Here is a 25,725-nt window from a genome sequence, read left to right on the forward strand (position 1 = left end):
TTCTTCCATGAGTTATGGGTTTCTTCCATGAGTTATGGGTTTCTTCCATGAGTTATGGGTTTCGATCGGTCAGTCCCCTCCGATCGAAACCTACTTAACTATCAAATTACTGCAATAACTGCAGTATTCCTTGTGGAAGTTGATTCGCCTGTGCCAACATCGCTTGTCCTGCTTGGTTTAAGATATTATTACGGGTAAAGTTGGTCATTTCAAGCGCCATGTCCAGGTCACGGATCCGTGATTCGGCTGCTGTTAAGTTTTCGTTGGCTGTTTGTAGGTTGGTGACTGTGTGCTCTAGGCGGTTTTGGTATGCACCGAGTTTAGCTCGCTGTTCAGATACTTTTCCTATAGCTTTATCAAGTGTTGAAATAGCTTCCTCAGCCTGTTCAGAGGTAGAAATATTAAGATTTCCCACACCTATTTCACTAGCAGTCATACTGTCTAATGTTATGTCTAATGTATCCTCCTGATTAGGACCAATTTGGAATTGGAAATCATTTTTCCCATTAAGTAATGGCATACCATTAAACTCTGTTTTTTGTGCGATTCTCTCAATCTCAGCTGTTAATTCCTTTATCTCTAGTTGAACTGATTCTCGATCCTTATCATCCAATGTCCCACTCGCCGCTTGTACGCTCAACTCTCGCATTCTCTGTAAAATCGAATGTGTTTCGTTTAAGGCGCCTTCTGCGGTTTGGATTAAAGAAACGGCGTCCAGCGCATTCCGTTCTGCCATGCCGAGGCCACGGATTTGTGAGCGCATTTTTTCAGAAATGGCTAGTCCAGCAGCGTCATCGGCTGCACGGTTGATGCGTAGTCCTGATGATAGTTTTTCTAGGCTTTTGGATGTGCTTCCCATTGTTTGTGATAGGTTGCGATAAGCGTTTAAGGCTTGGATATTATGATTAATTCTCATTGTTTTTCCCCTTCCATTTTGTTATTCCCCTTGTTGGATCACTCTGACGTTTTTCTCGTAGGCGTTGGTTTGCTTATAGCGTTCACGCTGGCCAGTTTTGATTTCCGAGTTCATGGCTTCTGTCCAGGCTGCACTCAGGTGCTCCATGATCGCCAATACTTCTTGAAGTATTTGGATATCTTTTTTCAAGTTGCCTGTGACAAGTTGATTGGCCATATAGTTATATAAGGTATCGAGCTGATTCGCGATCGTGCCTGCTTCATAGTTCAGACCAGCTCCGAGTCTTTCAATAATATCATTGACTTTTTGTAATTTCTGATTGGCTTCAGCCCATTGTTTGTTCTCGATACAGGCAATGGCTTTTTGCAATTGCTGAATGCCAGCTTCATAGAGGAAGGCTGTCAGTTGTTGTGGTGATTTTTGATAAAGCAATTCTTTTGATAGAAAGTCCAAGTGCTTAGCCTCCATTCATATAGATTATCGGATTACTTCCCGTATTATTTAGTGATTCGATCGATTTCTTCAATCATTAATAAAATTTCTGCAATCACAGAATAGAGCTGTGGTGGAACATTGTTGCCAAGATCAATGTCCATTAGCTGTCCTACCAGACTCGCATCCTCTTGCATATGGATTCCGTGTTCTTTCGCCATGTCCATCAATTTGACAGCCATCGCTCCTTTCCCTTGTGCAACAACTTGTGGAGTCTGATGGCTTTCTGACTCATCATAACGTAACACTGCCGCAGACGGACCGTTTTTTATGCGGCGCATTTTTTGATTGTAATAGTGTGGCATGATCGCACACTCACTTTCTATTAAAAATTAGACAGAATAATCATAACCATGATCGGAATAAGTTGGTCGACCTTTAACAGACGTATCCTCTTTTGCTTCTTCTGTTTTCAATGGAGAGAAGTGAATTTGTCCAACTTGGTAGCCAATCTCCTGAAGGCGTTCCTTTGTTGTTTCTACTAAGGGACTCATTTTTCGTTCAAAATCGGCTGAGTCATTTTTTAATGTCACAGATAACACGCGATCCGTTGCATTCAAGAGGATTCCGACATCCCCCACCTGCTTCGTTTCTAATAGGAAGTAGAGACTACAATTCTCCCAATCCATTTTTTGCCCAGATTGCTTTGATTGGAGGAAAACTTTTACGTTTTCTACTTGTTCCCGCAAGATAAGCGGAAGGGTAAACATCATTGTTTGCAATCCAGATGCATCAGGCTTACTTAACAATTGTTGACCCGTGACATTTTGCAAGGCTTGTTCAGCCTTCTGACCTGTCCCATGGCTCTCTGCAAGTTTCATCAACACTTGCTTAAGTGTAGAATCTACCTCACCTGATTTTCCATTTAACAAGTCAGCTTCCCGTGTTATCCCTAGTTGGCGCAGGTATTCAAGTGCATGTCTAGCCGTTGGTTCTTGCCGTAAAGCTTGCTGTGGATCTTCAATTGTACGCCAAAGTTGCCTGTCTAACGGCTCTTCCTGTAAACCAGCCCATTGCTTTGCCACAAAATGCTTGACCTTTTGATCAGATGGCTGAAAAATAATCTTATCCACGGTTGCCCTTACTTGTTGAACAATCTCACTAGCCTTCTCTCTATCGCCTTTGGCTAACCATTTCTTCGCCTCATGCAGTTGGGAACTTGCCTGCAATAACGTTTTTTCGGTCGTCATATCCGTATAGAGCATGAAATCACTTTTTAAAATTGCATTATCAAGCTGTTTGATCGCTGTTTCTATAGATGGCCTGGCAAGTACCGGAGATTGCTGCACCATTTTCTCAGCAGTATAGAGTGCATTCGAAATATCCCGTTGTACGGCTTTAAAATCAATAGCAGCTTGTGACATCTTCTTCGTGATTGTCGTGACAATCAAATCTCGTGACGAAGCAGGTATGGCCGCTACAAATTCCTCACTTAATTGATAAGCAGGATTCGTCCCGACACTCCCATGCTGATGTTCCCCGGTTTCAAAAGCTGTTAATCCTTCAGCAAGTGCCTGGCGTGCTGCTAATTCTTTTCCCGCTACCAATAGTTGCTCTGCTTTTCCAATCGTCTCTTCTAAAGCCTGTTGCTGTTGGGCTGGTAAAATATCCATTTCCTTCTGCAACGTCGCAAGAAGCTTCTCCAGTTGAGGTTGCTTTTTCACCTGAGAAAGCGCGTGTTCAACGAATTCCTGTTGCGGTGAAATCGTCGACAGCTCTTGTCCGCCCCCAGCATGTGAAATAATCACGGATGGAAAAGCTGTCTGCAATTGCGCAACCACTTTCGCCAGCTCAGGATTCGCCTTTAACTCTGTCGCAAATTCTGCTTCAATCATTTTTAGGGCCTGACTCTCACTCCCACCTGTTTGTAAAAAACGGATGATTTCTTGCGCAAAGCGCGCCTTATCTGAGGAAGCTTGTTGTTGCACACTTTTTAATACATCGACTAACCGGGCTACATCTCGTTGCACTCCACTAGTTTCGGTTGCTTTCGAGGCAAGTCCATTCAACACTTCTCCCAGTTTGGAACCATGTAAGGTTTCATGTACGGCTTTTAACTGACTTGAAGTAAAGTCCAAATTTTTATTCGCCAGCTGCTGGATGGTAGCCAACTTCTGATCGGTCGTCCCATCTCCTTTTTCCATAAATTGCTGGATCGTTTGCAGCATCTCGCGCGTGATTGGGATTTGCTGTTGATTTAGTATTTGGATTGCTTGCCTCGTGCTCTCTGGAAGAGTAGCAGTCTTTGCTGGGATTGCTTGTGGTTGATCCGGAACAACTTTCACTGTCGGAGGTTCTGTTTTCAGATCTGTCACCTGTAGTCGCACACTCCCAGAGTCTGGAAGCTTCCCCTCATATTGCACCCTCATTTCCCGGCCTTTCACCTGAACAAGGGCTCCCTTCTCTGGTAGCTTCTCTTTCACATTGCCAGAATAAATTCCGCCTTCCTTAACCGAGGCTGCTGAATCAGCTTGTGGCAAAATGGCTGTTTGGCTATCATTTTGTACTTGCATTTTTTGCACTCCTATTCCTTTCGCTGGCTAGAATGTTAAATGAACGCTATATGTAATGGTTTGTATTTTTTCAATAAAAAAGAGAATTCGCCTCATTCCGCGGATTGCGGAAATATCCATTTGACTGGTGCAAATTCCCTAACCTCTGGATGATGGCATAGTGATGCAAAGGGATACACAGAAGAACAACGATCTCCATCCTCTATATAAATCCCATTGCTATTGCTCTTCCTTGAGCCATCTTCGAATCCGTTCGGTAATTTTTATTCAACTATTTTTGGCAATTTAGTATTCAATCCCCATCCTAGAGATCAAAAAACTTAGCCATGCTTTTTGCAACTTCTTGAGGATCGACTTCATAATTTCCAGCTTGCACTTGTTTTTTCAATTCAGCAACACGCAATTCTCCTTCCTTCACAATCGATGGAGTATTTTGCATTTTTTGGGCCTCGGAGGAAATTTCAACTTTATCTGTCTTTTGGCCAGATTCTGATCCTTCTTTTTTATGGACTTGTCTTTGATATGGATTATTTTCGACATGTCTGAAAGGATTAATTTTCATTTCATCCCCTCCTTCATTTCTTCGTCTGTATCATTAATATCGGTAAACTGCCTGATTTATTTAGTTTCTTTTGATAGGTGAAATTCACCATTTTTCCCTGTTACTTTTTTCGCTGATCTTGTGAATAATAAACAGCCTTATTTAGTTCTTCATGCCGGGTTTTTTCTTTCTCAAATAAAGAGAGATCCTCCTTAAGTCCTGTTGAACAAGTTTCACATAACTTTCCTTCTTTGATCAGTTTACCACACCGGTCACAAGGATAACCAAGATTCGGAAATTGCGCAGCATGTAAACGCCCTTTCCTTACCCATTTATACAATAAGTTTTCCTCAACACCTGTCGTTTGGGCGATCGTCTCAATGGTGGCTGCACGGTTTTCTCGCTTTCGTAAGAAACGATAGACTTGGTCATAATCAGCTTCCTCTTTTCGATAACACTCATCACACACATCTCGCACGGAATGATTCAGATAGATCTTCCCACAAGTTGGACAATTTAATAAGTCCATGAAAATCCCCCGCTCTAATAAATTGATCTATTGTTTATATCGGCATAATGGAAGAGTTGTTAACATAATTTAAGGAAGTTCTCAAGCATATCCCATCGGAGGGAATGATCTTTTATCCTACATATTTATTTTATCAAAATTGAAGGTTCATGAATATGTAAGAGTTGATCATCTCTGTTTATCCCCTAGCCATCGTGATCGCTTGAATATCTTTCGCCCCTGCCGCTTTCAACACCTTCGCCGCCTGTCTTAACGTCGTCCCCGTCGTGTAAATATCGTCGAGCAATACAATGTTTCTTTCTTTGATCTCTTCACGATTTCCTTGAAACTGGAAAATTTGTTTTTGTCTTAGTCTTTCTCCACGTGATTTTTTTGATTGTTTTTCTGAATGGATTCTTTTTAAGCAATCCTTCGTTTCCTGCCCAGCCATTTGGGCAAGTGCTTCCGTCTGATTAAACCCCCTCTCCTGTAAACGTTCTGTACTCAAGGGGATCGTCACCACCCAATCGAATTGGAGCTTTTTCAACTCCTTTGCTAGGGTTTGAGCAAATATTTCAGCTATCTGATAATCTCCACGAAATTTCAATAGAGCCATAACGTCTTTTAAAAATTCATTATAATGATACATAGAGATATTTTGTTTAAGTGTATTAGCCCACTGGGGATCTTGTTCCCAACGAACACAATCCATACACACATCATTTTTTATGAACGTTTTATTTAATGTATCTAGAGAGCGGGAACATATTCGACAGCGTTCCCCTGTAATCAGTTGGAGTTTCGCTTTGCATGAGGTGCATATCGGAGAGTGTATAGTTGGAAAGATAAGGGTTGTCCATGTCAAATCCCGCTTTAAATGGGAATCACAGACCAAACAATAATTATTCATGAATCAATCAACCCCTTTCTTCTCGCTTCTTGATTCATTTGATCGATATGAGAAAGGGCCTGAATCATCGCTTTTGTCCGTCCATAATGAAAAAATGTGATATTTCCTTTTGGGAAATCAGTACTTCTTCCTACACGACCAGAAATTTGTACAAGTGCAGCCTCTGTAAACGTATCATTCTCCGAACCGAGTACAGCGACATCAATATTTGGAAATGTAACGCCTCTTTCTAAAATCGTGGTCGTTAAAAGTAGGGGAATTTCTTGATTCCTCATCTTTTCAACCTTTTGCTTACGATTAGGATCTTCAGCATGAACAGCGGCTATTTTTGGATCTAAACGTTGAAATAAGGGCAATGCTTTTTCCATTAAGTGAATATCGGGTAAGAAAACAAGGGCCTGCTTATTTCCTTCCAGTCTTGTTTCGACCCATGTTTTCACATTCGGCGGAATTTTCCCTTTGGCAAATGCTTTTGACCAATTTCCACACCACTTGAATATAGGAATGGGAAGAGAGTGACGGTGATAGCGAGCAGGTATTTTGATATAGGAGCGCTTTCCTCGTTTACACTCGCGCTGCCATTTTTCCGAGGGTGTTGCTGTTAAAAAGATGCGGGAAGATTGTGGCTTGGCTGCTTTTTGCATAGCTGCTTGCAAGCTATGATCATAAGAGAACGGAAATGCATCCACTTCATCAACAATGATGACATCAAATGCCTCTTCGAAACGATATAACTGATGAGTGGTCGAGATCGTCAAAGGGGCAAATAAATGGCGATCTTCACTACCACCATATAGTGCCGCAACACGAAGATTCGGAAAAACTTTTTGAAACCGTGGTGCTAATTCAAGGACAACATCTGTCCTTGGTGTCGCCACACATACTCTTTGCTTCCTTTTTATTGCCTCATCAATCCCTGTAAATAAAACTTCAGTTTTTCCAGCTCCACAAACCGCCCAACAAAGAAACTCGGAATGGGAGCGAACCGCTTCTACGACGGCTAATGAAGCTTCCTGTTGTCCTACAGATAAGACGCCATTCCAGTCTAGGCAGCTTTGTCCATCTTCATTTTCTAAAGCTGGTAGCAAATTCGCCCAATGTACAGGGGGACCACTCCACCTATAAAGTGAAGTACATGTAGATACCCGTCCCATCTTAATACAATTTCGGCAATAATGGCTTTCTTTCCCACAACAAGCACAGGGGAATGCCGAAAATAAATGTTGCTTGCGATTGTGACAACGTTGGCACAGAAAAGCGCCATTCTTACCAGTGATCCCTTGAGTTCTTTTCACGAATCCATGTTGGAGATGTTCTTGCATGATGTGTTTTGAGAAGGGGATTTCTTGGCGTAATAACGAGCGGCCGGAGAGGAATTGTTGGAGAGCTGGAGAATAATTTTTCAATCTATCACCTCAGAAATGTATGTTCTTGGAGACGATTTGTTGCCATATCGCCCCCTCCCTATCATTCTAGCGAAGAATGAAGATTTTTGAAAGCCCTTCTCAGAGATGCTTTTTGGAAAAAATTATTTTATCGTCCAACAAAGTCCCATTGAACCTTCCCCTAGGTGAGTGCCAATCACAGGACCAAAATAGCTAATGTTAAATTCAACTTGAGGATATTGCTTGGCTAATTCCTCTTTCCAGTCAAGGGCTTCATCCAAACGGTTCGCATGAATAATGGTAGCTTGCAGATTCTTCCCTTTTTTCACATCTTCATCTAGTAAATCGACGATCCGTTTTAATGCTTTTTTACGTGTACGAATTTTTTCAAATGGAACAATCACTTTGTCTTGGAAGTGTAGGAGTGGTTTAATACTGAGCAGACTTCCTATCATTGCTTGGGCACTGGACAATCTTCCGCCACGCTGAAGATGAGTAAGATTATCCACCATGAAATAAGCACGCATATTTTCTTTCATTTCATCTAATACAGGAAGAATTTCTTGAGGACCCTTTCCTTCCTTAGCCATCGTTGCGGCTTTAATCGCATAAAAGCCTTGCGCCATACAGCTAAGCTCAGAATCATAAGCATAAACCTTTGCACCAGCAATTAGATTACCTGCCGTAACAGCCCCTTGATACGTTCCACTTATACCACTGGAAAGATGAACACTAATAATTGCGTCAAAATCTTTCGCAAGCTCAGTAAATAATGCTTCAAATTCCCCGATCGGTGGTTGGGTTGTTGTTGGAAGCTTGTCCCCGTATCTCACCTCGTCATAGAAATCTTTCACAGTGATATCGATCTCTTCTCGGTAAGATTCTCCCTTGATTACCACACTCAGTGGGATCATATGAATATCCAATGTTTCTCGAACCTGTTTTGGTATATATGAAGTACTATCTGTCACAATAGCTGTCTTCATTTCTATCAACCTCATTTTTTTATCCCGCATTAACGGGGCAGTAATTCCCCCACCTTAAGACTCTAGAGAATACGGAGAAGCGTAGGTGGGGATACACTGTCCGAAAAAGCCCGAATCAGTAGGAGATTGAAGACCTCCGCACTGATTGAAGTTTCACTTTATGTTACTTTCGCTTTCATCATTCTATCGGATAAACATCACTTTGAAAAGTCTAAATTAATAGGAACAACTACCTCAGTACATGAAAATGGTGAATAAGGTTTTAAAATGACCCCTATTTAGAAAAATTCCTTTGATGTGGATACCTATTTTAGCTGGCAGATACCCATTCTTTAATGGAGAAACCCATTTAAGAGGATTGGTGCCCATTCTTCGGCGAAGATCCCCATTTCAGATAAATGATGCCCATTCTCGGACAGAGAAACCCATTCAAGAGGAATGATCCACATTCTCGGACAGAGAAACCCATTCAAAGGGAATGATGCCCATTCTTTAACAGAGAAACCCATTTTAATAGGGAGCTGAATCAAGCCAAAAAAAGGAATCTGTTAAAAATTCAACAGATTCCTTTTTCCGTTAACGAACTTCTACCCAGCCATTTTTAATTGCTGTAACAACAGCTTGAGTACGGTCGTTTACATTCATTTTTTGCAGGATATTACTAACATGATTTTTAACCGTCTTTTCACTTATGTAAAGTGTTTCTCCGATTGCACGGTTACTTTTTCCATCTGCAAGTAGTTGCAATACTTCACATTCTCTGCTTGTCAGCAAATGAAGTGGTATTTGTACTTCTGGTTGTTGATAACCTTGACCATCATTTTGTTGGTTCGCAAGTCTGCGGTATTCGTTGACAAGCTTATGAGTGATTTTTGGATGGATATAGGATCCTCCATCCGCTACTACTTTCACAGCCTCAATCAATTCGTCTGAATCCATTTCCTTCAGCATATAACCAGCTGCTCCAGTTTTTAGTGCATGTGTCACATAAGCTTCATCATCATGAATCGACAAAATCATCGCTTTTGTATCAGGATAGGATTCAATTAATTGACGGGTAGCTTCAATACCATTTGTATCCTTCATATTAATGTCTAGTAGAACGACATCTGGATGGTGTTCCTCTACCAAGCCAATTACATCAGATCCATCATCCCCTTCCGCTACAACTGAAAAGGATTTTTCAAATTCTAAGATTCGTTTAACTCCTTCACGAAACAATTGATGATCATCGATAATAATAATCTTTGTGGTCATTTTTTCTCCCCCTACATATCTATCGGCAATATTTCTCAACTTTTTATTCCAATACGGGAACCTTTATATGGATCATTGTCCCTTTATCTGGAGCGGATTCAATCTTTAGCTCTCCATCTAGAATGGTAACACGCTCCTTCATTCCAATTAAACCAAATGATCCATCTTTATTAATAGCAGGATCAAAGCCTTTTCCATTATCCTTTATAACGGCAGATACTTGATCATTGCAAACTTGTAATTTCACTTTAATTTCTTTTGCTTCAGCATGTTTAAGTGCATTATTAAGGGATTCTTGAATCAATCGAAACAAAGCTACCTCATACTTGGAGGGCAATCGTTTATCTTCTCCCAAATTAATAAATTGGATATAAACGGATGGATGATACTCACCCATTGACGAAATATATTTTTCAAGTGTAGGAATTAATCCTAAATCATCCAAAGCCATCGGACGTAGATCATAGATAATCCTCCGCACTTCATAAATGGCATCCCGAATCATTTCTTTCAAGCTCCGAATTTCTTTAAATGCCTCATCAGGTCCTTGTTCAATATGTACTTTTTCTGCCAAATCAGACCGGATTAATACATTCGCTAATAGCTGTGCGGGCCCGTCATGGATCTCACGTGATATTCGCTTTCGTTCTTCCTCTTGTGCTTCAATAATTCGCAACCCAAAATCTTGCTTCATTTTTGCATCTTCTAAAGCGATCCCAATATCTTTGATATCGCTAATAAGGTAATTAGAAATAACCGTAATCTGCGATACAAGTAATTCTGAACGATCAATGGTTTCCTGTAATCCTAGTAATCTTCTTTCCAAATCATCTCGTCGCTGTCTTAGTTGCTTTTCTAATTGTTCGTTAACAATATACTGGGTCTGCAAATTATTAGCAAATTCATATACCTTTCGGACCTGTTCTTCTGAATATGTTTTGAAATTGCGGCTTACCTCTGAAAGACGTTTCCTCGCAAATCTCGACTTTTCTTCAAGTTCATCACTTTCAGTAATCACTTGTCCGACTTTGGTTTTGATTTCTTTCAGTTCCGTAATAAGGGAATCATGTTCCTTTCGACACTGTTCGCCGATTCGGAATATTTCATTTTTACTTTTGTCAACTGTGTCTATCATTTGTTCTACAATAAAATCCAGTGCTTTTACATCAAGTTTTCTTAGTGGCATCTTCCCGCTGAAGGATACCCTCCTTTCTGGATAAAATTTATTTTACATGATTACGTAAATTCCAACTATTTTTAGAACGTAAATTTGCATAAAATCCATCTTAAAGGCTAATAAACGGTCACCCATTTCACGCCAAAAGACCTACATTAAAATGCTATAGACCTATAGATCAAGACATTAATTCTATCTATTTTTATTTGTAAATGGCGTCATCACTATTTCATTATTATAGCATGGAAATTTGATGTGAATATTAAGTTTAGCTTACAATTATTTCACTAAAGTGAGTACCATTGCTTCTGGCCTAGTTTATTCTACGAACAAGAAAGCGTAATTCAAAAGTCAAGAGCTTGTACCAAAGCCCCATGTTATCCTCAGTTTAACATGAAACTTGGCTAAAAAGACTGAGTGATTAGCATTGGTCATAATTGGCATAAGAAAAGCGCAAGCGCCTTGCTCAGCCCCGACAAGCAAATGTTCTGAGACAAGAAAAGTCCGGTTTTGACTTTTATTGGCTCAGGTTATTTGACCTCGAGGGGCTAGGCGCTGGAGCTAGATCAAAACACTAGCCAAAATTTTATACTTTCTTATCTTTTAAGAAAAGCGCAAGCGCCTTGGTATAGGAAGAAAGGCTAAATTCGCGACGTCCTGGCGCTTCGTCTGCATTGGTACATCCTGTACATCGCAACACTGTTCTGCCCAACATCCTATTGCCCTCCGACAAGCAAATGTTCCAAGTCAAGAAAAGTCCGGTTTTGAGTTTTATTGGCTCAGGTTATTTAGTGGAACATCGTCCTGAGGCAACGCCGATGGACTCGCATCCTGCGAGCCTCTCGGGGCTAGGCGCTGGAGCTAGATCCAAACACTAGTCAAAATCTCTTTCTAATCTTTTAAAAAGAGGCACCAGGTCCTTATGACCTGGTGCCATTATATCTATTAATCCTTCACCGCTCCCGCTGCGATCCCAGAAATAAACTGCCGGCTGACAAATAAAAACATAATGATTAATGGAAGCGTCGCTAAAAGTGTACCAGCCATCACCATTCCATAATCAGTATCATAAATTCCGTTTAATTGTGATAAGGTCACTTGTAAAGTATATTTCACGGGATCATTCAGCACAATAAGCGGCCAGAGGTAATCATTCCATACGCCAATAAAAGAGAAGATACCTAGGAAAGCTAAGGCAGGCCTTAATATCGGTAAAGCAATATTCCAGTATAGTCTGAAATAATTGCAACCATCTAATCTGCCAGCATCAAGGAGACTATCATGAATGGATTCTTGCGAAAATTGTCTGATCCAGAAAATCCCAAAAGCATTGGCAATTCCAGGTACAATGAGGGCTTTATAAGTCCCTATCCAACCGATCTTTGAAATCAAAATGTAAGATGGAATAAAAGATAATTGAGAAGGTATCATAAGAGTGATAAGTAGGAGGCCGAACAGCCAATTCTTTCCTGGAAAATCAAATTTCGCAAAAGTGAAGCCTGCTAGTGAGCAAAAGAAAAGAACACATAAGGCAGAGATCACAGTTACAAAGAGGGTGTTCAAAAAGGCTTGAAAAAAATTTACATTGTCTAGAACATTTCGTATATTTGTGATTAATTCTACTCCAAACACTAGTCTTGGTGGAAACCGTAAAATATCACTCGTTTGATTCGTTGCCATCACAGTCAACCAATAAAACGGAAAGATTGAAACGAAAACACCAATCATGAGTAAAAAGTGCAAACCCAGCGTTTTCAGGAGATTTTGCGTTTTATTCACGTCGGCACTCCTTTCTTATTTCACTTCGCTCCCGTTTTTTGAACGACCTGCCAATTAATCAGTGAAAATAAAGCAATAATGATAAACAAAGCCCAGGATACGACGGAAGCATAGCCGAATTGATGATCGACAAACCCTTGCTTATACATATATAACGTAATGGTAAGACCTGCGCCGCCAACTCCTCCAGAATTTCCAAGTAAAACCTGTGGCTCTGTAAATAATTGCATGGAACCAATCGTCGTCATTAAAACCGTAAATAAAATAATTGGTCGTAATAACGGAACCGTAATATAGAAAAATTGTTGAAAAATACTGGCTCCATCGATCTTAGCTGCTTCATAGAGATCATTTGGGATCGCTTGTAATCCCGCTAAATAAATAATGGCATTATATCCCGTCCACCTCCAGACGACCATAGATGCAATTACAAGCTTAATTAAGAAACTAGAATCCAGCCAGTTAACTGGTTCAAACCCAATTGTTGTGATTAAATAATTTAGTAAACCATAATGATTTCCAAATACCGATTTAAAAATAATCGTGACAGCCACGATAGAGGTTACATTGGTGACAAAATAGGCTGCACGATAAAAACCTTTCATTTTTATAAACGAAGCATTTAATAAAAAGGAGATCACTAATGCACCAAAAAGCATCGGGATGGTCGAAATAAACCAAATAAGGAACGTATTAGTAACCGCCTGCCAAAAAAGATGATCGGTTATCAGGTATTTGAATTGCTGTAGTCCAACAAATTGCATTTCGCCAATACCATCCCATTTTTGAAAGGATAGATATAAAGAGAATAAGATGGGAAATAGACCAAAAATAAGAAACAGTAGATAAAAAGGAGAAATGAATAAATAAAGCACCTTTTTCTCATATATTTCTGCCCAAACACTTTTCTTAGATGTTTTTTCCATGTTCTGTTCAAGGCAATCCATTTCAGCGCCTCCCTTATTCGTTAGCATAATAGCTAATGAGACAGAAGAGACGAGAACCTCATTCCCGTCTCTCATTCTTCCAAGTTAGCGAGAAAGCTCTTTTTCCACCTGATCAAGAACCTCTTGCCATGCTTTATCAGGAACTTTCCCCTGTTTGGCAATATCGGTTAACGCATCACTAAAGAGCGTATTGACACGCGAATAGTCAACCCCGAAATACATCGGTTTTACATGTTTAGCCGATTCTGAGAAAATTTGAGTGGTTTCTTGCCCTCCAAAGAATTCCTCGGTAGAAGTCATTCTTTCGTCTTCAAAAACACTTGGGGTGGAAGGGAATAAATCCATTTTCACATACGACTCTAATTGATTTTCAGGATTCATCATCCATTCAATTACCTTATAAGCCTCCTCTGGATGCTTAGAACTTTTAAGTATGCCAATAAAGGAGCCGCCTTGGTTTCCATCCCCACCAGGAGCTCTGGCTATTCTCCATTTACCAGCAGTATCAGGAGCCGCGTCTTTTAAAATATTTTTCACCCAAACTCCACCGATAAAAGAGGCTACTTGCCCATTATTCATGCTGGCGTTCCATTCTGGACCATCCACTTCTGTATTGGCACTCAAGCCTTTCTCGTTAATGCTAACCGCACGGTCCCACGCTTCCTTGATGGTTCCAGTATCACCAATAAATTGATCATTTTCATCAAAATAACTGGTATCACTTTGACTAATTGATTGTGTGAACACACGGTTAATCGTATCGAACATTTTCACACCCGTTGCCGCTTCTAACTTCTCCCCTGCGGCAATATAATCATCCCATGTAGCAATTTCAGCGGAAACCTCCTCAGGATCGGTCGGTAAACCAGCCTCTGCAAAAAGATCCTCTCGGTAATATAAGGCAGTAGGTGCTGTATCCATCGGTAAAGCAATTAGATTTTCGCCATCAGGGGTTAACGCATAATTCCATTTCCATTCCAAGTAATCGCCCTGCACTTTATCCGCATCATAGTCTAATAGGTTGACGAACTTATCATGATTCGGAAGAAACTCGGTTACCCAGTCATTCAGAGCAACGATATCGGGTGCACCTGTACTAGTAGTTAAAGAGGTTTGCAATTTCGTCTTGTATTCTCCACCATCAATTTTTTGCGCATTAATTTTTATATCGGGAAATTCCTCACTCACTCTTTTGATCAAATCATCATCAATGGAACGATTCCAATACCATACGTTTAAGGTCACTTTCTCATCCTTATCACCACCGCTGCAGCCAACCAGCATGAAGACAAATAGTCCCAATAAGATTAATAAAAATGATCCCCTTTTCATCCCATTCACCTCTTTTGTTATTTGAATTTATCCACTAGCTGCATTTCATAAATAACAGGATGCCTAACTGTGAGAGAGATTGCTTTCACTTCGAAAGTAGATCTATTTTAGAATATTGTATGAGTTTTCATTCAGAATATGTCAAAACTTGTCCATTGTTCTTGATTCAAATAAAGATAGCAAATTTTGTAGATTTTTAATCCATTAAGACATAACAAATAGAGAACTAGAAAGAGAAAACCAGCCCAATCCTCTTGCGAATCGGGCTGGTTTCTCTCATTTTATTTCGAGGCTGCTGGACGTTCCTTCGCTTTATCTGCTTCCCCTGCATTTTTATTTGCTGCTTCTCGGTCTTGTGCCATTTCCTCTACCGACTTGACTTTGATCCGAGCTGCACCCTTGTAGTCTGGATTGGTGGGTAGTAATTCCTCTGTAGCAAGGCGGTGCTTCGCGTTTGCAATCGCCTCTTTATATTGTGGCAACCATTTTTCTTGAGCTACTAGCATTTCATCGACCATTTGCCAAATTTCCTGCGGATTACAAACTGCTCCCGTAAGAGGGTCCATCATCATCGCTTGACAAAGAAGAGCATCATCCCCATGAACCGCAGCTTCTACCGCCAATCTTTGCACCGAAATGCTTACATTACAAACAGCCGCACAACCTAATGGTAAATCGCCGACTTGCGGCATATTGATGCCATTTCGATCGACATATCCCGGTGCTTCAATAATTGCATCATCTGGTAGATTGGCAATCACTCCATTATTCACAACATTAAAATGCCCTCTATACACCCGTCCTGTCTCAAGACCTTCAATAATATAAGACCCATGCTCTTCACTGCGATTTTCTTGGGTGTACTCCATTGGTTTTTCTTTTAACCAGTTCGGGAAGTCTGTTTCAAACCAATTTCTTCCTTCTGTGCAGACACGTAAGTAACCGCCTGTCTCCCCGTTAATCCAAGAACCTAAGTCAATCCACTCTTGAATCTCCTCTGGACGTTTGCGATACCATGGGACATACTCACTTAAATGACCATTTGATTCCGTGCTATAATAACCAAATCGACGTAACATATCAATTCGGACTTTTTCCGTATTTTTAAAATCAGGATGTTGTTCAAAGGCTTCCAATAATTTCCCTGTTAAATCCTTGCCTTTATGTTTGATACTGATATACCAAGTTTGGTGGTTTATTCCTGCACAAATAATGTCTACTTCTTTTTTCGGGAAACCAAAAGCCTCAGCAATCTGTGAGTGCCCACCTTGGACACCATGACAGAGACCAATCGTTCGTACTCCACCATAATGGTTACAAGCCCAAGTCATCATGGCCATTGGATTGGCGTAATTAAGCAGTAGGCAGTCCGCGGCAGCGGTTTCACGAATATCCTTACAAATATCAAGAATTTCGGCAATGCCTCGCTGTCCATACATAATCCCGCCTGCACATAATGTATCCCCAACACATTGATCGATCCCATATTTTAAAGGAATATCGATATCCGTTTGGAAAGCTTCAAGTCCACCAATTCTTACAACAGAAAAGATGTATTTCGCATCCTTAAATGCCTCGCGTCGATCAGTCGTTGGCTTGATTTTGATGTTTAAGCCGTTTGCATCGATATCGCGTTGACAAAGCTGTGTGACCATTTCTAAATTACGTTCATTAATATCGGTAAAAGCAATATCAATATCCTGAAATTCTGGTACCGCTAATAAATCGCGCAATAGCCCTCTTGTAAACCCAATACTCCCCGCTCCAATAAAAGCTACTTTAAATGACATTCAACCACTCCCTTTAAAATATCTGTCAATAAAAGTGTAACAAGCTTTATGTTTGAATGATTGTATCTTCATCACTTTATACGAAGTTTGATGTTTAAAATCCTAACTTTTATTCCACTTCTCGATTGTGCGTACTGAAGAACGCCGGTAGTCAACAGGGGTTTTACCTGTATACTTTTTAAACACCTGGCTAAAATATTGGCTGCTGTTCATCCCAACATATTGGGAAATTTCGATAATCGGAATGTCTGTATCAGCTAATAACATTTTCGCCTTTTCCATTCGAAAAGAATTGACATATTCCATGAGAGAGCTCTGCACTAATTTTTTAAAAATACGATGTAAATATCCGGGATGGAGATTTACCGCATCTGCAATATCCTTCACTTGAATATCTTGGTCATAGTGTTGATGAATATATTCCAAAGCATGATGAATATAAAGATTGGCCTGTGGGTCCTCTTCTTTACTTTTTATCGCCATTCTTGCCAGCTGTATCAAAAGCTGGGTCAAAAGAAGATGAACCATTAAGTCTTGTTTTTTATCACTCTCTAGGACGATGTTTTTAAGCGTATAGTAGATTTGGGCAGAATCCTTTAGGATCAAGTAGCCTTCATTCAAGCTTAAAAAGCGGGAGAATACCTCATTTTCGCTCACAAGATCTTGGACGCTTGGTACGCGGTCCATTTTCAGCCTAAAAGTAAACTCAATATTTAGCATTCTACACGGAGTGCCTGATCCAACAATTAAACGATGTGGCACATGCGCATCCAGTAAAATAAAGTCTCCTTTTTTTAATGAGAAAGCTTCTTTTACAAGCTCAACAGTGCATCTTCCATCTATTACATACATGATTTCCACTTCTTTATGGGCGTGAAAATCCATTTCATAACCATCCCATTGTTTAAAATAATAAGCGTTTATTTTTGGCACAAAATCTCCTTTTCTCAATTTAGGATCAAATAGACTTGTCATCTATAGCATCGCCTCCTAGTCTTAGGCTTTCATTGATATCTATGATATATTGAATATAATAAGTATCGTTTCAACTATCCTATTATTATACTTTATCATAAACTCGGAGGCTCGTATGAAAACAATTCCATCTTATTTTACAGTCAAACAGCGCGGCGAACATGAAATCGTCATTCAAAAATCAAGATTTATTGCCCATCTTGCCCGAGTAGAAACGGAGGAAGAGGCACAAAATTTTATTCAAGAAATTAAAAAGCAACATTGGAGTGCAACCCATAATTGTTCCGCCTATCTGATTGGGGAGCAAGACCAGATTCAAAAAGCGAATGATGACGGGGAACCAAGCGGAACAGCAGGCGTCCCGATGCTAGAAGTATTAAAAAAGCGAGAATTAAAAGATATCGTTGTGGTTGTAACAAGATATTTCGGTGGGATCAAACTTGGAGCAGGTGGCCTTATCCGTGCTTATGGTGGTGCTACTTCTGAAGGATTAAACGCAGTCGGCGTCGTTGAAAGAATACGAACAACACTCATGCATGTGAAGGCAGATTACACCTGGCTCGGAAAGCTGGAAAATGAATTACGGGGCTCCACCTATCCCCTAAAAGACATTCACTATACCGACTCCGTAATCTTAGACGTCTATGTGCAAGATGCAGATATCCCGGCATTTACCGACTGGATCACCGATATGACCAGCGCACAAGTCGACATTTCGGAAGGGGAAAAAGTCTATTTAGAAACGGATATTCCCCCACGATAAAGAGGAACTCCATTTATAGAATGGGGTTCTTTGCTTTCTGAATGACTTTTCCTAATCAAAATATAGTGTTCTCTTCCCTTTAGAGTCAGTTGCTTCGGCTCGGGATTTGGGTTCTCATCTGAGAAATGGGGGTCTTCTATGAGTTATGTGGTTCTCGGCACAAGAATGGGTTTCTCAAGTTATAAATGGGGGTCTTACTTCAACTATGGGGTTTTTCTTCAAGATATGAGCTTCTCCTACGAGATATGGGCTTCTTCTCCAAAATATGGGCTTCCTTGATCAAGATTGGGCTTTTTTTCATTTATGGGGTTCTCGGCACAACTATGGGTTCCTCAAGTTATAAATGGGGGTTTTATCTCATCTATGGGTTTTTCTTCTTAAGTATGGGCTTCTCCTTCAAGATATGGGCTTCTTTTCCAAGTTATGGGCCTCTTCTCCAAAATATGAGCTTCTCCTCTTAGGTATGGGTTTCTCCATCCCACCTCAATATGATTTTCTCATTTCAAAGCAAAAAAGGGATAGAACTTTAAATTCTATCCCTTTTCTATCGGGTGCAATCGTCCAAATGAGGATAACCCCGATCAGTGGGAATGAAGAACACCTAACTAATGGCAGAGTCTCGGTTTATTTTTCAATAGCTCGTTTAGCGAGCATGAGTGCACCGGTGATGCCGGCGTTATCGCCAAGTGCAGGTGGAACGATATATTCATCGATATGTTCTAAGATTTGCGGAACAGCGACATATCCATTTAGTAATTCTTGAACTTTCTTCTGAATGAGTGGGAATAATTGCTTTTGTTTCATGACCCCACCACCCATGATGATTTTCTTCGGTGAGACGATTAGGATGAATTGCATGAGGGCTTGAGCTAAATAATAAGCTTCTAGTTCCCAGACCTCTTGCTGATCTTGAAGTTCGACTCCCTTTTTGCCCCAGCGTTGCTCAATGGCTGGTCCTGCTGCCATTCCCTCTAGACAATCGCCATGATAGGGGCAGAAGCCTTCATATGTATCATCCGGATGCCTTCTCACTAAAATATGGCCCATTTCTGGATGAGAGAGTCCTTGCAATAGTTCACCTTGTATAACTGCACCAACACCCACGCCTGTACCAACCGTTATGTACATACAGCTATCCACATCTTGAGCAGCCCCTAGCATCACTTCCCCTAGAGCAGCTGCATTCACATCTGTATTAAACTCCATTGGTACTTGCAAAGCGTTCTTTAGTTCCTGGAGAAAGGGATAATTTCTCCATTTTAGTTTCGGAGTCGACGTGATATTCCCATATGTTTTACTCTTTTTATCTATATCAATTGGCCCAAAGGATCCAATCCCTAATGCATCAATTTCATGTTTTTTAAAAAACTCAATAACATGAGGAATGGTATTTTCCGGAGTCAATGTATCAAGTTGAATCCGTTCAATTAGAGTACCGTCCTCTTTCCCCACTGCACAAACAAATTTTGTACCCCCTGCTTCAATAGCTCCAAGCATATGCTAACACTCCGTCTCAATAATTTTTATATGATACGCCTATTTTACCATAAATATAGCGTTAAAGAGTTAACCCGCTACAAATTATAATCCATTATTCATTTTTTGAAAATGATAGAGAGCACCGATTAACCCAGCTTTGTTCTTTTGCTTACATTCTTCAATGTCCATTTTTGCGGCGATAGCGGTCGGTACTTTGGCAATCTGCTTTTTCACATAAGGAATTAATTCAGGGCGACTACTAATGCCTCCGCCAATCACGATCTTTTCAGGAGCAAAAATATGCATCAAATTGATGATTCCAATGGAAAGCCGATCATAAAAGGAATGAATGATCTCCATCACCACAGCGTTCTGTTGGTCATATAATTCAAACCATTCTTCTCCGGTTCTTTCTTCACCAAAATGTTTATTTAATCGGTCCACCATATTCCATGTGGAGGAATAGCGACTGAAGTTTCGTTGATCTAATAACTCAGGGATATTTGCATGTGTATCCAGCATCATTAAGCCGAATTCTCCTGCCATCCCTTCTACTCCATGGATAATTTCATTTCGGCTAAAAATTGCCCCGCCGATCCCTGTTCCAATCGTTACACAAAGGAAGTTATGACAATCTTGTGCATTCCCCTTCCACTTTTCTGCCAAGGCAGCACAATTCGCATCATTTTCAACTTCCATTGGAACCCCGAGATCAGCTAACTCCTCTTTCATTTTCACGCCAATAATATCCATCACGGAACCCGCATAGGAAACATAGCCGCTTTCAACCTCCACTGCCCCAGGAATACTCAAAGCAACCCCCGCAATATCAGGATAAAGCTCTTTTTGCTGATGGAAAATCTCTCGAATCACCCGGAAAATGCCTCCATCACCAGAGGCAGGAGTCGCCACTCTCTCCTCCGCTAAAATTTCTGCGTCTTCCTTCATCACAGCTACCTTAATAAACGTCCCACCAACATCCATAACTAAAAACTTCTTCATCATACTACACCTCATTCTTGATGCCCGGCACTACCCGAATTTTGTCGAAAAGCGCCTGGCACCGCCCGGGTTTTGTCGAATTGCTTAATCTTCAAATCCACCTTGTTCAGATACGGAGCGATACCATTCGCCGCTTTTTTTGATGGTGCGTTTGAAGTTGTTGTCAAGGTCAAGGGAGACGAGGCCATAGCGGTTTTTATAAGCATTTAGCCATGACCAGTTATCAATAAAGGTCCAGACATGATAGCCTTTGACATTGGTCCCTTCTTCAAGGGCTTTATGAACCCATTTTAAATGGCTCTTGTAAAAGTCAATCCGGTAATCATCTTGAATTTGGCCGTTTTCATCAACAAAACGCCCCTCGTCTTCCACACCCATACCATTTTCGGAAATAAAGCAGGGGATATTGCCATAATTTTCTCGTACATTCACTAAAATATCGTAAATGCCTTTTTCATAGATTTCCCAGCCACGATATTTATTGATTTTCCGACCATGCATTTCATTGAAATAATCAAAAAACCGTTCAGGAACAAATGGAGCCTTTAAGTTTGGCATATTTTCTTTTGCTTTAATGCGTCGTGGTTGGTAATAATTAATCCCTAATAGATCTACGGTGTTATCGGCAATAATCTCCAAATCACCATCCATCACTTCTGGCATAAATCCTTCCTCACGCAAAAGCTCAACAAAATCGGCAGGAAATTCACCTTTTACAAATGGGTCAAGGAAAGAACGGTTGAAGAACAAATCTGCAATATGAGCAGCCTTCAAATCTTCCGGATGTTGACTGCGTGGATAAGATGGAGTGAGATTCAAAATCACACCAATCTCTCCTTCATGCCCACCTGCACGGAAAGCTTGTACCGCTTTTGCCCCAGCTAAAATAGAATGAAAACCAGCTTGTACACCTTTTTTGAAATCAAGTTCCCCAGGATAATGGAAACCATACAAATACTGGCCTTCTATTGTTACAACAGGCTCGTTATGTGTAAACCATTTTGTGACAAGATCGCCAAATTGATCAAAACAAGTCTTTGCATAACGGACATAGGCTTCTACCACTTCACGATTAGTCCAGCCACCTTTTTCTTGCATCGCAATCGGCATGTCGAAATGATATAAATTGACGAACGGCTCAATTCCATTTTCGCGCATTGTTTGGAAAACATCGCGATAAAAGCGAACAGCCTCTTGATTCACTTCTCCATCGCCGGTTGGAATCAAACGTGACCAAGAAATCGACGGACGGAAACTATTATGTCCCGTTTCTTTCAATAATTGAATATCTTCTTTATATTGATGGTAGAAATCTGACGTATTCTCTGGTCCTACTCCATTGAAGAAGCGATTTGGTTCCTCTTGATACCAGCGATCCCAAATATTTTCTCCTCTTCCACCTTCATGAGCGCCCCCTTCCATCTGTGTTGCAGAGGAAGCAGACCCCCACCAAAAATCCTTTGGAAATTGATAAAATTGTTTTGTCATTGTACTCCATCCTTTCTTCAATTTTACTAAACGGCCGTTCCCATTATATAGTAAGCCCCTAGATATTTCTCCACTCTGTTGGTGTTGTGCCGATATGTTTTTTAAATTGTTTATAAAAATAAGCGGTGTCTGAATAGCCAACCTTCTTGCCAATTTCACCAGCGCGAAGATGAGTAGTTTTCAATAATTCCTTTGCCTTCTCTAACCGAAAATGGTTAATGTATTCCGAAAAAACAACACCGATTTCCTTTTGGAATAGTTGGCCCAGATAAATGGGATTAATATGAAAGCGTTGGCTCAATGTTTTCAAGGATAATTCCTCATTATAATGAGCATGCATATAATCTAAGACATTTTGGATGATCGGGCTTCTGGAATCTTGCTGGTGATCAATCGCTGATAGTAATTCCTGACAGTAATCCATTAAGATATGTTTGATCTGTTTTAAGTTTGTTGCATATACTAACTTTTCAATAGCGGCTGTATGATTATAATGTTTCACATCTTGAATCGAGTGGTGTATATACGCGATTAAATCAATTGCATATTTTCTTGCAACAGCTGGTGCTAGAAACTCTGTGTGCTTCGTTAAAGTTTGAAAAAATAATCCGATTCCTTCTTCTACCTTTTCATCAGCATCAAGAATTCTTTTTACTAGATCTGCTTTATAGGTTTGCTGATTCTTTAATAAGGTTTGACGATCCACATGCACTTGACTAGAGATCACTGTATTGGGCTCTAAACAGATTTGGTAAAGTGAATATTCTCGTGCTTGGAAATAACTTTCCTCTATCCTTTCCATTGAATCGACTGGGTCTCCCATCGATAAATAGAAGGAACCCATTTCAGGACAATTTGTATGCAAATATTGAGCTAACTGCTGATTTATTTGATAAAGATCTGAAGGATCTGTTCCATCCAGAATAATTAATAATTCTTGGTCAGGGCTCAACAAGCAATGCGCGGAAAATTGGCTTTCAATTATCTTTCGTAATTCTATATATATTTCCCGATTGCCCACATTGGAAAATTCTAAAGCTGAGACATTATAAAATGGCCGTAAACTACTCATTCCATATAAAGACAATCTTTGTTCCCATTCATTCTTATTGATGTCACCATTTAATAAACGCCATAATGTATTATCTTTTAAAGTGTGGAAGGCAGTAGCTTCTGCCTCTTCATGGGCAGCTGTTAACTTTTCACTTACTGCCTGTACAGTTTTTAACAGCTCATCTTCATCGACCGGCTTGACTAAGTAGTTTTCAATCCCTAATACCATGCCTTTTTTCACATAATCAAACTCTTCATAGCCTGATAATACAATACATTTTAATTGCGGACGTACTTTCTTTGCTTCCTCAAACAGCTCCAGTCCCGTACGTTTTGGCATAATAATATCTGTTACTAAGAGATCAATCGGATTTTCTTGAATATAGGCAAGAGCTTCCTCGCCATCCTCCGAAATATGCATGATCTCGAAACCATAATCCTCCCAATCAATAAGTGCTCCTAATCCTCGCGTAATAAGCGGTTCATCATCTGCTAACAAAACTTTATACATGGTCATCCCCTCCGACTGGGATATTAAAGGTAATACTCGTCCCCTGATTTTCTTTACTTTCAACTGTTAAGCCATACTCTTTACCATGCTTCAATTTTAAGCGCTGATGAACATTTTTCATACCAATTGAATGCAAGTTCTCACCTTCTTCATCATTAATATGTTCAAGGATTGTGTTCAACCTTTCTTCTTGGATCCCTTTTCCATTGTCCTTAATCAATAGTCGAATATGATTCTTTTCCTGATTTGCGATGATTTCTAGCCGGTTGTCGTTTCGATCCTTTTGAAAACCATGGACTATATAGTTCTCCACGATCGGTTGGAGCAGTAATTTTTGCACCGGTGTTTTCTCAATTTCTCTCGGGATCTCCAAATGAACCGTCAATTTATCGGGATGCTGTAGCTGAACAAGCTGTAAATACTGTTGAATATTTTCTACTTCCGCTTGTAATGGAACCATTTCTTTCGATTCAAGCGAATAACGTAATAATCTAGATAGGTGGTAGATCATTTTACTTGATGTTTTCGCTCCATCTACAACTGCTGTCATCCGAATAACCTCAAGCGTATTAAATAAAAAATGCGGGTTAATTTGCGATTGTAAGGCCTTTAATTCTGCCTGATTTTGTTTCAAGCTTAGAACATAGACCTGCTCGATATATTCATTTAATTCGTCTAACATCGCATTAAAGCTGAACGCAATCGTCGCCAATTCATCCTCGTTTTTCGATTCTGGAATACGAATTGATAAATTGCCTTTTTGCACTTCTCGAATAGAGGCGTCAATCGTTTTAATTCTTGCTGAATACTTCCGCATAAATGTATACGTTAGGCTAAGTGCAACGATTAAGACAGCAAAAATCAAAATCCACATTGTTCCTCGTACAAACGTTAATTTATTCAATTCCTCTTGGGGAGTGACAGTATAAGCACTAAATTCTCCGATATCGGTAATCGCATTGACAAAATACGTTTTATCTCCCCATTTGACTTCATTTTCATTACTTTCATCTGAAAGCTTTTGAACCATTGCCTTTGGAATCCCTTGATTATTTGAATAGACAACTTGTTCTTCTTTCCCTATTAGGAAAAAGGAAGATTTAACGTCAGCATTTTCTCTTTGAACAATATTTTGTAAGCCCTCGGTTGAATAATAAATTCGCAAATCTCCCATTTTTTTTAATGTCGTTGGATTATTGATCAAGATTGTCTTTATAAATGTATTCTCTGGTGTTTTTGCAGGGATGCCCCCTTCAAGTAATGGATTATCTGAAGAAGATGGGTTCATATTTTGATTCCAGCGACCATGGTTATAAATGAAGAGATAATAAATCTCTGGATATTCAGATGATTCTAACGTAATCGCATTGACATCAGGATCTTGACTGAAATACCCATAAAAATACGTATCCATATTACTAGGCATAAAAGAAGATTGTCCCGTGAATTTATCCAATCTATACTTTAAATAATCATTATATTCATTATGAAGGGCCACAGAAAGATCATCAATAATTTCCTCTTTTTCATAAAGGTTTCGAATCAACCCATTCCAATCGGCTTCCTTATTAACAAAGTAATCCTCGACTCTCTCTAATGTTCTTATATTTAAATCCATTTCTCTTTGAACAATCACATCGGAGTAATAATTGGTAATTAAAACGATCAAAAAAATAACGGTTATAATAATGGTTAGAGATGAAGTTAAAAGAATTCGCTTAAATACTTGATGCTTTAAACGTTTTATTGCCATGTATTCAGATCTCCTGTCTATCAATGAGATTCGCATCTAAGTAGAAATGAACGCTTATGTAATTGTAAAAAACATATGTATAAAAAAGCAAGCTGGAACTAGGGCAATGGATCGTTTTATGAGTGATTATTCATAAACTAGTTTTCGACATGCTAAAAATCAAGCTGG

Annotated in this window: 22 protein-coding genes; 1 reads left to right on the forward strand and 21 read right to left on the reverse strand. The window is 39.9% G+C overall.

Annotation, left to right across the window (positions count from 1 at the left end; genetic code table 11):
* Positions 1-106 precede the first annotated feature (106 nt).
* From IPU53_RS16850 to IPU53_RS16925, 16 genes are all read right to left on the reverse strand, one after another.
* Positions 107-916 carry a flagellin N-terminal helical domain-containing protein gene (locus IPU53_RS16850; protein ID WP_207452179.1) on the reverse strand — a complete coding sequence of 270 codons (810 nt, stop codon included), beginning with the start codon at positions 914-916 and terminating at the stop codon, positions 107-109.
* A 21-nt stretch (positions 917-937) separates the two neighbouring features.
* Positions 938-1,369, reverse strand: coding sequence for a flagellar export chaperone FliS (fliS, locus tag IPU53_RS16855; protein ID WP_207452180.1), 432 nt, complete (start codon positions 1,367-1,369; stop codon positions 938-940).
* 44 nt (positions 1,370-1,413) lie between these two features.
* Positions 1,414-1,716 carry an EscU/YscU/HrcU family type III secretion system export apparatus switch protein gene (locus tag IPU53_RS16860; protein WP_207452246.1) on the reverse strand — a complete coding sequence of 101 codons (303 nt, stop codon included), beginning with the start codon at positions 1,714-1,716 and terminating at the stop codon, positions 1,414-1,416.
* Positions 1,717-1,740: 24 nt separating this feature from the next.
* On the reverse strand, positions 1,741-3,921 hold the full coding sequence (locus IPU53_RS16865; protein WP_207452181.1) for a hypothetical protein: 2,181 nt from the start codon (positions 3,919-3,921) through the stop codon (positions 1,741-1,743).
* Between the two features lie 304 nt (positions 3,922-4,225).
* Positions 4,226-4,483: a flagellar biosynthesis anti-sigma factor FlgM gene (flgM, locus tag IPU53_RS16870; RefSeq protein ID WP_207452182.1), complete on the reverse strand. Its 258-nt coding sequence runs from the start codon at positions 4,481-4,483 to the stop codon at positions 4,226-4,228.
* A 100-nt stretch (positions 4,484-4,583) separates the two neighbouring features.
* The gene (locus IPU53_RS16875) at positions 4,584-4,991 is read right to left on the reverse strand and encodes a TIGR03826 family flagellar region protein (protein WP_207452183.1); all 408 of its coding nucleotides are present in this window, start codon (positions 4,989-4,991) and stop codon (positions 4,584-4,586) included.
* A gap of 178 nt (positions 4,992-5,169) precedes the next feature.
* Positions 5,170-5,682: a ComF family protein gene (locus IPU53_RS16880; RefSeq protein WP_242698372.1), complete on the reverse strand. Its 513-nt coding sequence runs from the start codon at positions 5,680-5,682 to the stop codon at positions 5,170-5,172.
* Positions 5,683-5,876: 194 nt separating this feature from the next.
* Positions 5,877-7,286: a DEAD/DEAH box helicase gene (locus IPU53_RS16885; protein WP_278253306.1), complete on the reverse strand. Its 1,410-nt coding sequence runs from the start codon at positions 7,284-7,286 to the stop codon at positions 5,877-5,879.
* 122 nt (positions 7,287-7,408) lie between these two features.
* A complete protein-coding gene (locus IPU53_RS16890; protein ID WP_207452185.1) occupies positions 7,409-8,251 on the reverse strand; it encodes a DegV family protein in 843 nt (280 codons plus the stop codon).
* A 576-nt stretch (positions 8,252-8,827) separates the two neighbouring features.
* Positions 8,828-9,508, reverse strand: a complete 681-nt coding sequence (locus IPU53_RS16895) for a response regulator (RefSeq protein WP_207452186.1) — start codon at positions 9,506-9,508, stop codon at positions 8,828-8,830.
* Positions 9,509-9,551: 43 nt separating this feature from the next.
* Positions 9,552-10,694, reverse strand: a complete 1,143-nt coding sequence (locus IPU53_RS16900) for a sensor histidine kinase (RefSeq protein WP_207452187.1) — start codon at positions 10,692-10,694, stop codon at positions 9,552-9,554.
* 936 nt (positions 10,695-11,630) lie between these two features.
* Positions 11,631-12,413 carry a carbohydrate ABC transporter permease gene (locus IPU53_RS16905; protein ID WP_207452248.1) on the reverse strand — a complete coding sequence of 261 codons (783 nt, stop codon included), beginning with the start codon at positions 12,411-12,413 and terminating at the stop codon, positions 11,631-11,633.
* 71 nt (positions 12,414-12,484) lie between these two features.
* The gene (locus IPU53_RS16910) at positions 12,485-13,411 is read right to left on the reverse strand and encodes a carbohydrate ABC transporter permease (protein WP_207452188.1); all 927 of its coding nucleotides are present in this window, start codon (positions 13,409-13,411) and stop codon (positions 12,485-12,487) included.
* Between the two features lie 84 nt (positions 13,412-13,495).
* Positions 13,496-14,743 (reverse strand): ABC transporter substrate-binding protein, encoded by a 1,248-nt coding sequence (locus IPU53_RS16915; protein WP_207452189.1) that lies wholly within the window; start codon positions 14,741-14,743, stop codon positions 13,496-13,498.
* Positions 14,744-15,024: 281 nt separating this feature from the next.
* On the reverse strand, positions 15,025-16,533 hold the full coding sequence (locus tag IPU53_RS16920) for an alpha-glucosidase/alpha-galactosidase (RefSeq protein WP_207452190.1): 1,509 nt from the start codon (positions 16,531-16,533) through the stop codon (positions 15,025-15,027).
* Positions 16,534-16,635: 102 nt separating this feature from the next.
* The gene (locus tag IPU53_RS16925; protein WP_207452191.1) at positions 16,636-17,508 is read right to left on the reverse strand and encodes an AraC family transcriptional regulator; all 873 of its coding nucleotides are present in this window, start codon (positions 17,506-17,508) and stop codon (positions 16,636-16,638) included.
* A 115-nt stretch (positions 17,509-17,623) separates the two neighbouring features.
* Here IPU53_RS16925 and IPU53_RS16930 point away from each other — a divergent pair, with 115 nt between their 5' ends.
* A complete protein-coding gene (locus IPU53_RS16930; RefSeq protein ID WP_207452192.1) occupies positions 17,624-18,271 on the forward strand; it encodes a YigZ family protein in 648 nt (215 codons plus the stop codon).
* Between the two features lie 624 nt (positions 18,272-18,895).
* On the opposite strand, the gene IPU53_RS16935 is transcribed toward IPU53_RS16930, so the two are convergent.
* From IPU53_RS16935 to IPU53_RS16955, 5 genes are all read right to left on the reverse strand, one after another.
* On the reverse strand, positions 18,896-19,768 hold the full coding sequence (locus IPU53_RS16935; protein ID WP_207452193.1) for an ROK family protein: 873 nt from the start codon (positions 19,766-19,768) through the stop codon (positions 18,896-18,898).
* Positions 19,769-19,852: 84 nt separating this feature from the next.
* Positions 19,853-20,755: an ROK family protein gene (locus IPU53_RS16940; RefSeq protein ID WP_207452194.1), complete on the reverse strand. Its 903-nt coding sequence runs from the start codon at positions 20,753-20,755 to the stop codon at positions 19,853-19,855.
* Positions 20,756-20,836: 81 nt separating this feature from the next.
* Entirely contained in the window at positions 20,837-22,240 is a 1,404-nt protein-coding gene (locus IPU53_RS16945) for a glycoside hydrolase family 1 protein (RefSeq protein WP_207452195.1), read from the reverse strand.
* 58 nt (positions 22,241-22,298) lie between these two features.
* Positions 22,299-23,804, reverse strand: a complete 1,506-nt coding sequence (locus tag IPU53_RS16950) for a response regulator transcription factor (RefSeq protein WP_207452196.1) — start codon at positions 23,802-23,804, stop codon at positions 22,299-22,301.
* Positions 23,797-25,557 (reverse strand): sensor histidine kinase, encoded by a 1,761-nt coding sequence (locus IPU53_RS16955; RefSeq protein ID WP_207452197.1) that lies wholly within the window; start codon positions 25,555-25,557, stop codon positions 23,797-23,799. The genes IPU53_RS16950 and IPU53_RS16955 overlap by 8 nt, the downstream gene beginning before the upstream one ends.
* Positions 25,558-25,725 lie beyond the last annotated feature (168 nt).

The sequence above is a fragment of the Bacillus sp. SD088 genome, from assembly GCF_017355205.1.
Taxonomy (GTDB): domain Bacteria; phylum Bacillota; class Bacilli; order Bacillales; family Bacillaceae_C; genus Lederbergia.

Excerpts from the sequence above, each read along its gene's own strand:
- IPU53_RS16850 (WP_207452179.1), bottom strand. The coding sequence starts at position 916 with ATGAGAATTAATCATAATATCCAAGCCTTAAACGCTTATCGCAACCTA.
- IPU53_RS16865 (WP_207452181.1), bottom strand. The coding sequence starts at position 3,921 with ATGCAAGTACAAAATGATAGCCAAACAGCCATTTTGCCACAAGCTGAT.
- flgM (WP_207452182.1), bottom strand. The coding sequence starts at position 4,483 with ATGAAAATTAATCCTTTCAGACATGTCGAAAATAATCCATATCAAAGA.
- IPU53_RS16875 (WP_207452183.1), bottom strand. The coding sequence starts at position 4,991 with ATGGACTTATTAAATTGTCCAACTTGTGGGAAGATCTATCTGAATCAT.
- IPU53_RS16880 (WP_242698372.1), bottom strand. The coding sequence starts at position 5,682 with ATGGATTGTGTTCGTTGGGAACAAGATCCCCAGTGGGCTAATACACTT.
- IPU53_RS16890 (WP_207452185.1), bottom strand. The coding sequence starts at position 8,251 with ATGAAGACAGCTATTGTGACAGATAGTACTTCATATATACCAAAACAG.
- IPU53_RS16895 (WP_207452186.1), bottom strand. The coding sequence starts at position 9,508 with ATGACCACAAAGATTATTATTATCGATGATCATCAATTGTTTCGTGAA.
- IPU53_RS16900 (WP_207452187.1), bottom strand. The coding sequence starts at position 10,694 with ATGCCACTAAGAAAACTTGATGTAAAAGCACTGGATTTTATTGTAGAA.
- IPU53_RS16905 (WP_207452248.1), bottom strand. The coding sequence starts at position 12,413 with ATGATTGGTGTTTTCGTTTCAATCTTTCCGTTTTATTGGTTGACTGTG.
- IPU53_RS16910 (WP_207452188.1), bottom strand. The coding sequence starts at position 13,411 with ATGGATTGCCTTGAACAGAACATGGAAAAAACATCTAAGAAAAGTGTT.
- IPU53_RS16915 (WP_207452189.1), bottom strand. The coding sequence starts at position 14,743 with ATGAAAAGGGGATCATTTTTATTAATCTTATTGGGACTATTTGTCTTC.
- IPU53_RS16920 (WP_207452190.1), bottom strand. The coding sequence starts at position 16,533 with ATGTCATTTAAAGTAGCTTTTATTGGAGCGGGGAGTATTGGGTTTACA.
- IPU53_RS16925 (WP_207452191.1), bottom strand. The coding sequence starts at position 17,508 with ATGACAAGTCTATTTGATCCTAAATTGAGAAAAGGAGATTTTGTGCCA.
- IPU53_RS16930 (WP_207452192.1), top strand. The coding sequence starts at position 17,624 with ATGAAAACAATTCCATCTTATTTTACAGTCAAACAGCGCGGCGAACAT.
- IPU53_RS16935 (WP_207452193.1), bottom strand. The coding sequence starts at position 19,768 with ATGCTTGGAGCTATTGAAGCAGGGGGTACAAAATTTGTTTGTGCAGTG.
- IPU53_RS16940 (WP_207452194.1), bottom strand. The coding sequence starts at position 20,755 with ATGATGAAGAAGTTTTTAGTTATGGATGTTGGTGGGACGTTTATTAAG.
- IPU53_RS16945 (WP_207452195.1), bottom strand. The coding sequence starts at position 22,240 with ATGACAAAACAATTTTATCAATTTCCAAAGGATTTTTGGTGGGGGTCT.
- IPU53_RS16950 (WP_207452196.1), bottom strand. The coding sequence starts at position 23,804 with ATGTATAAAGTTTTGTTAGCAGATGATGAACCGCTTATTACGCGAGGA.
- IPU53_RS16955 (WP_207452197.1), bottom strand. The coding sequence starts at position 25,557 with ATGGCAATAAAACGTTTAAAGCATCAAGTATTTAAGCGAATTCTTTTA.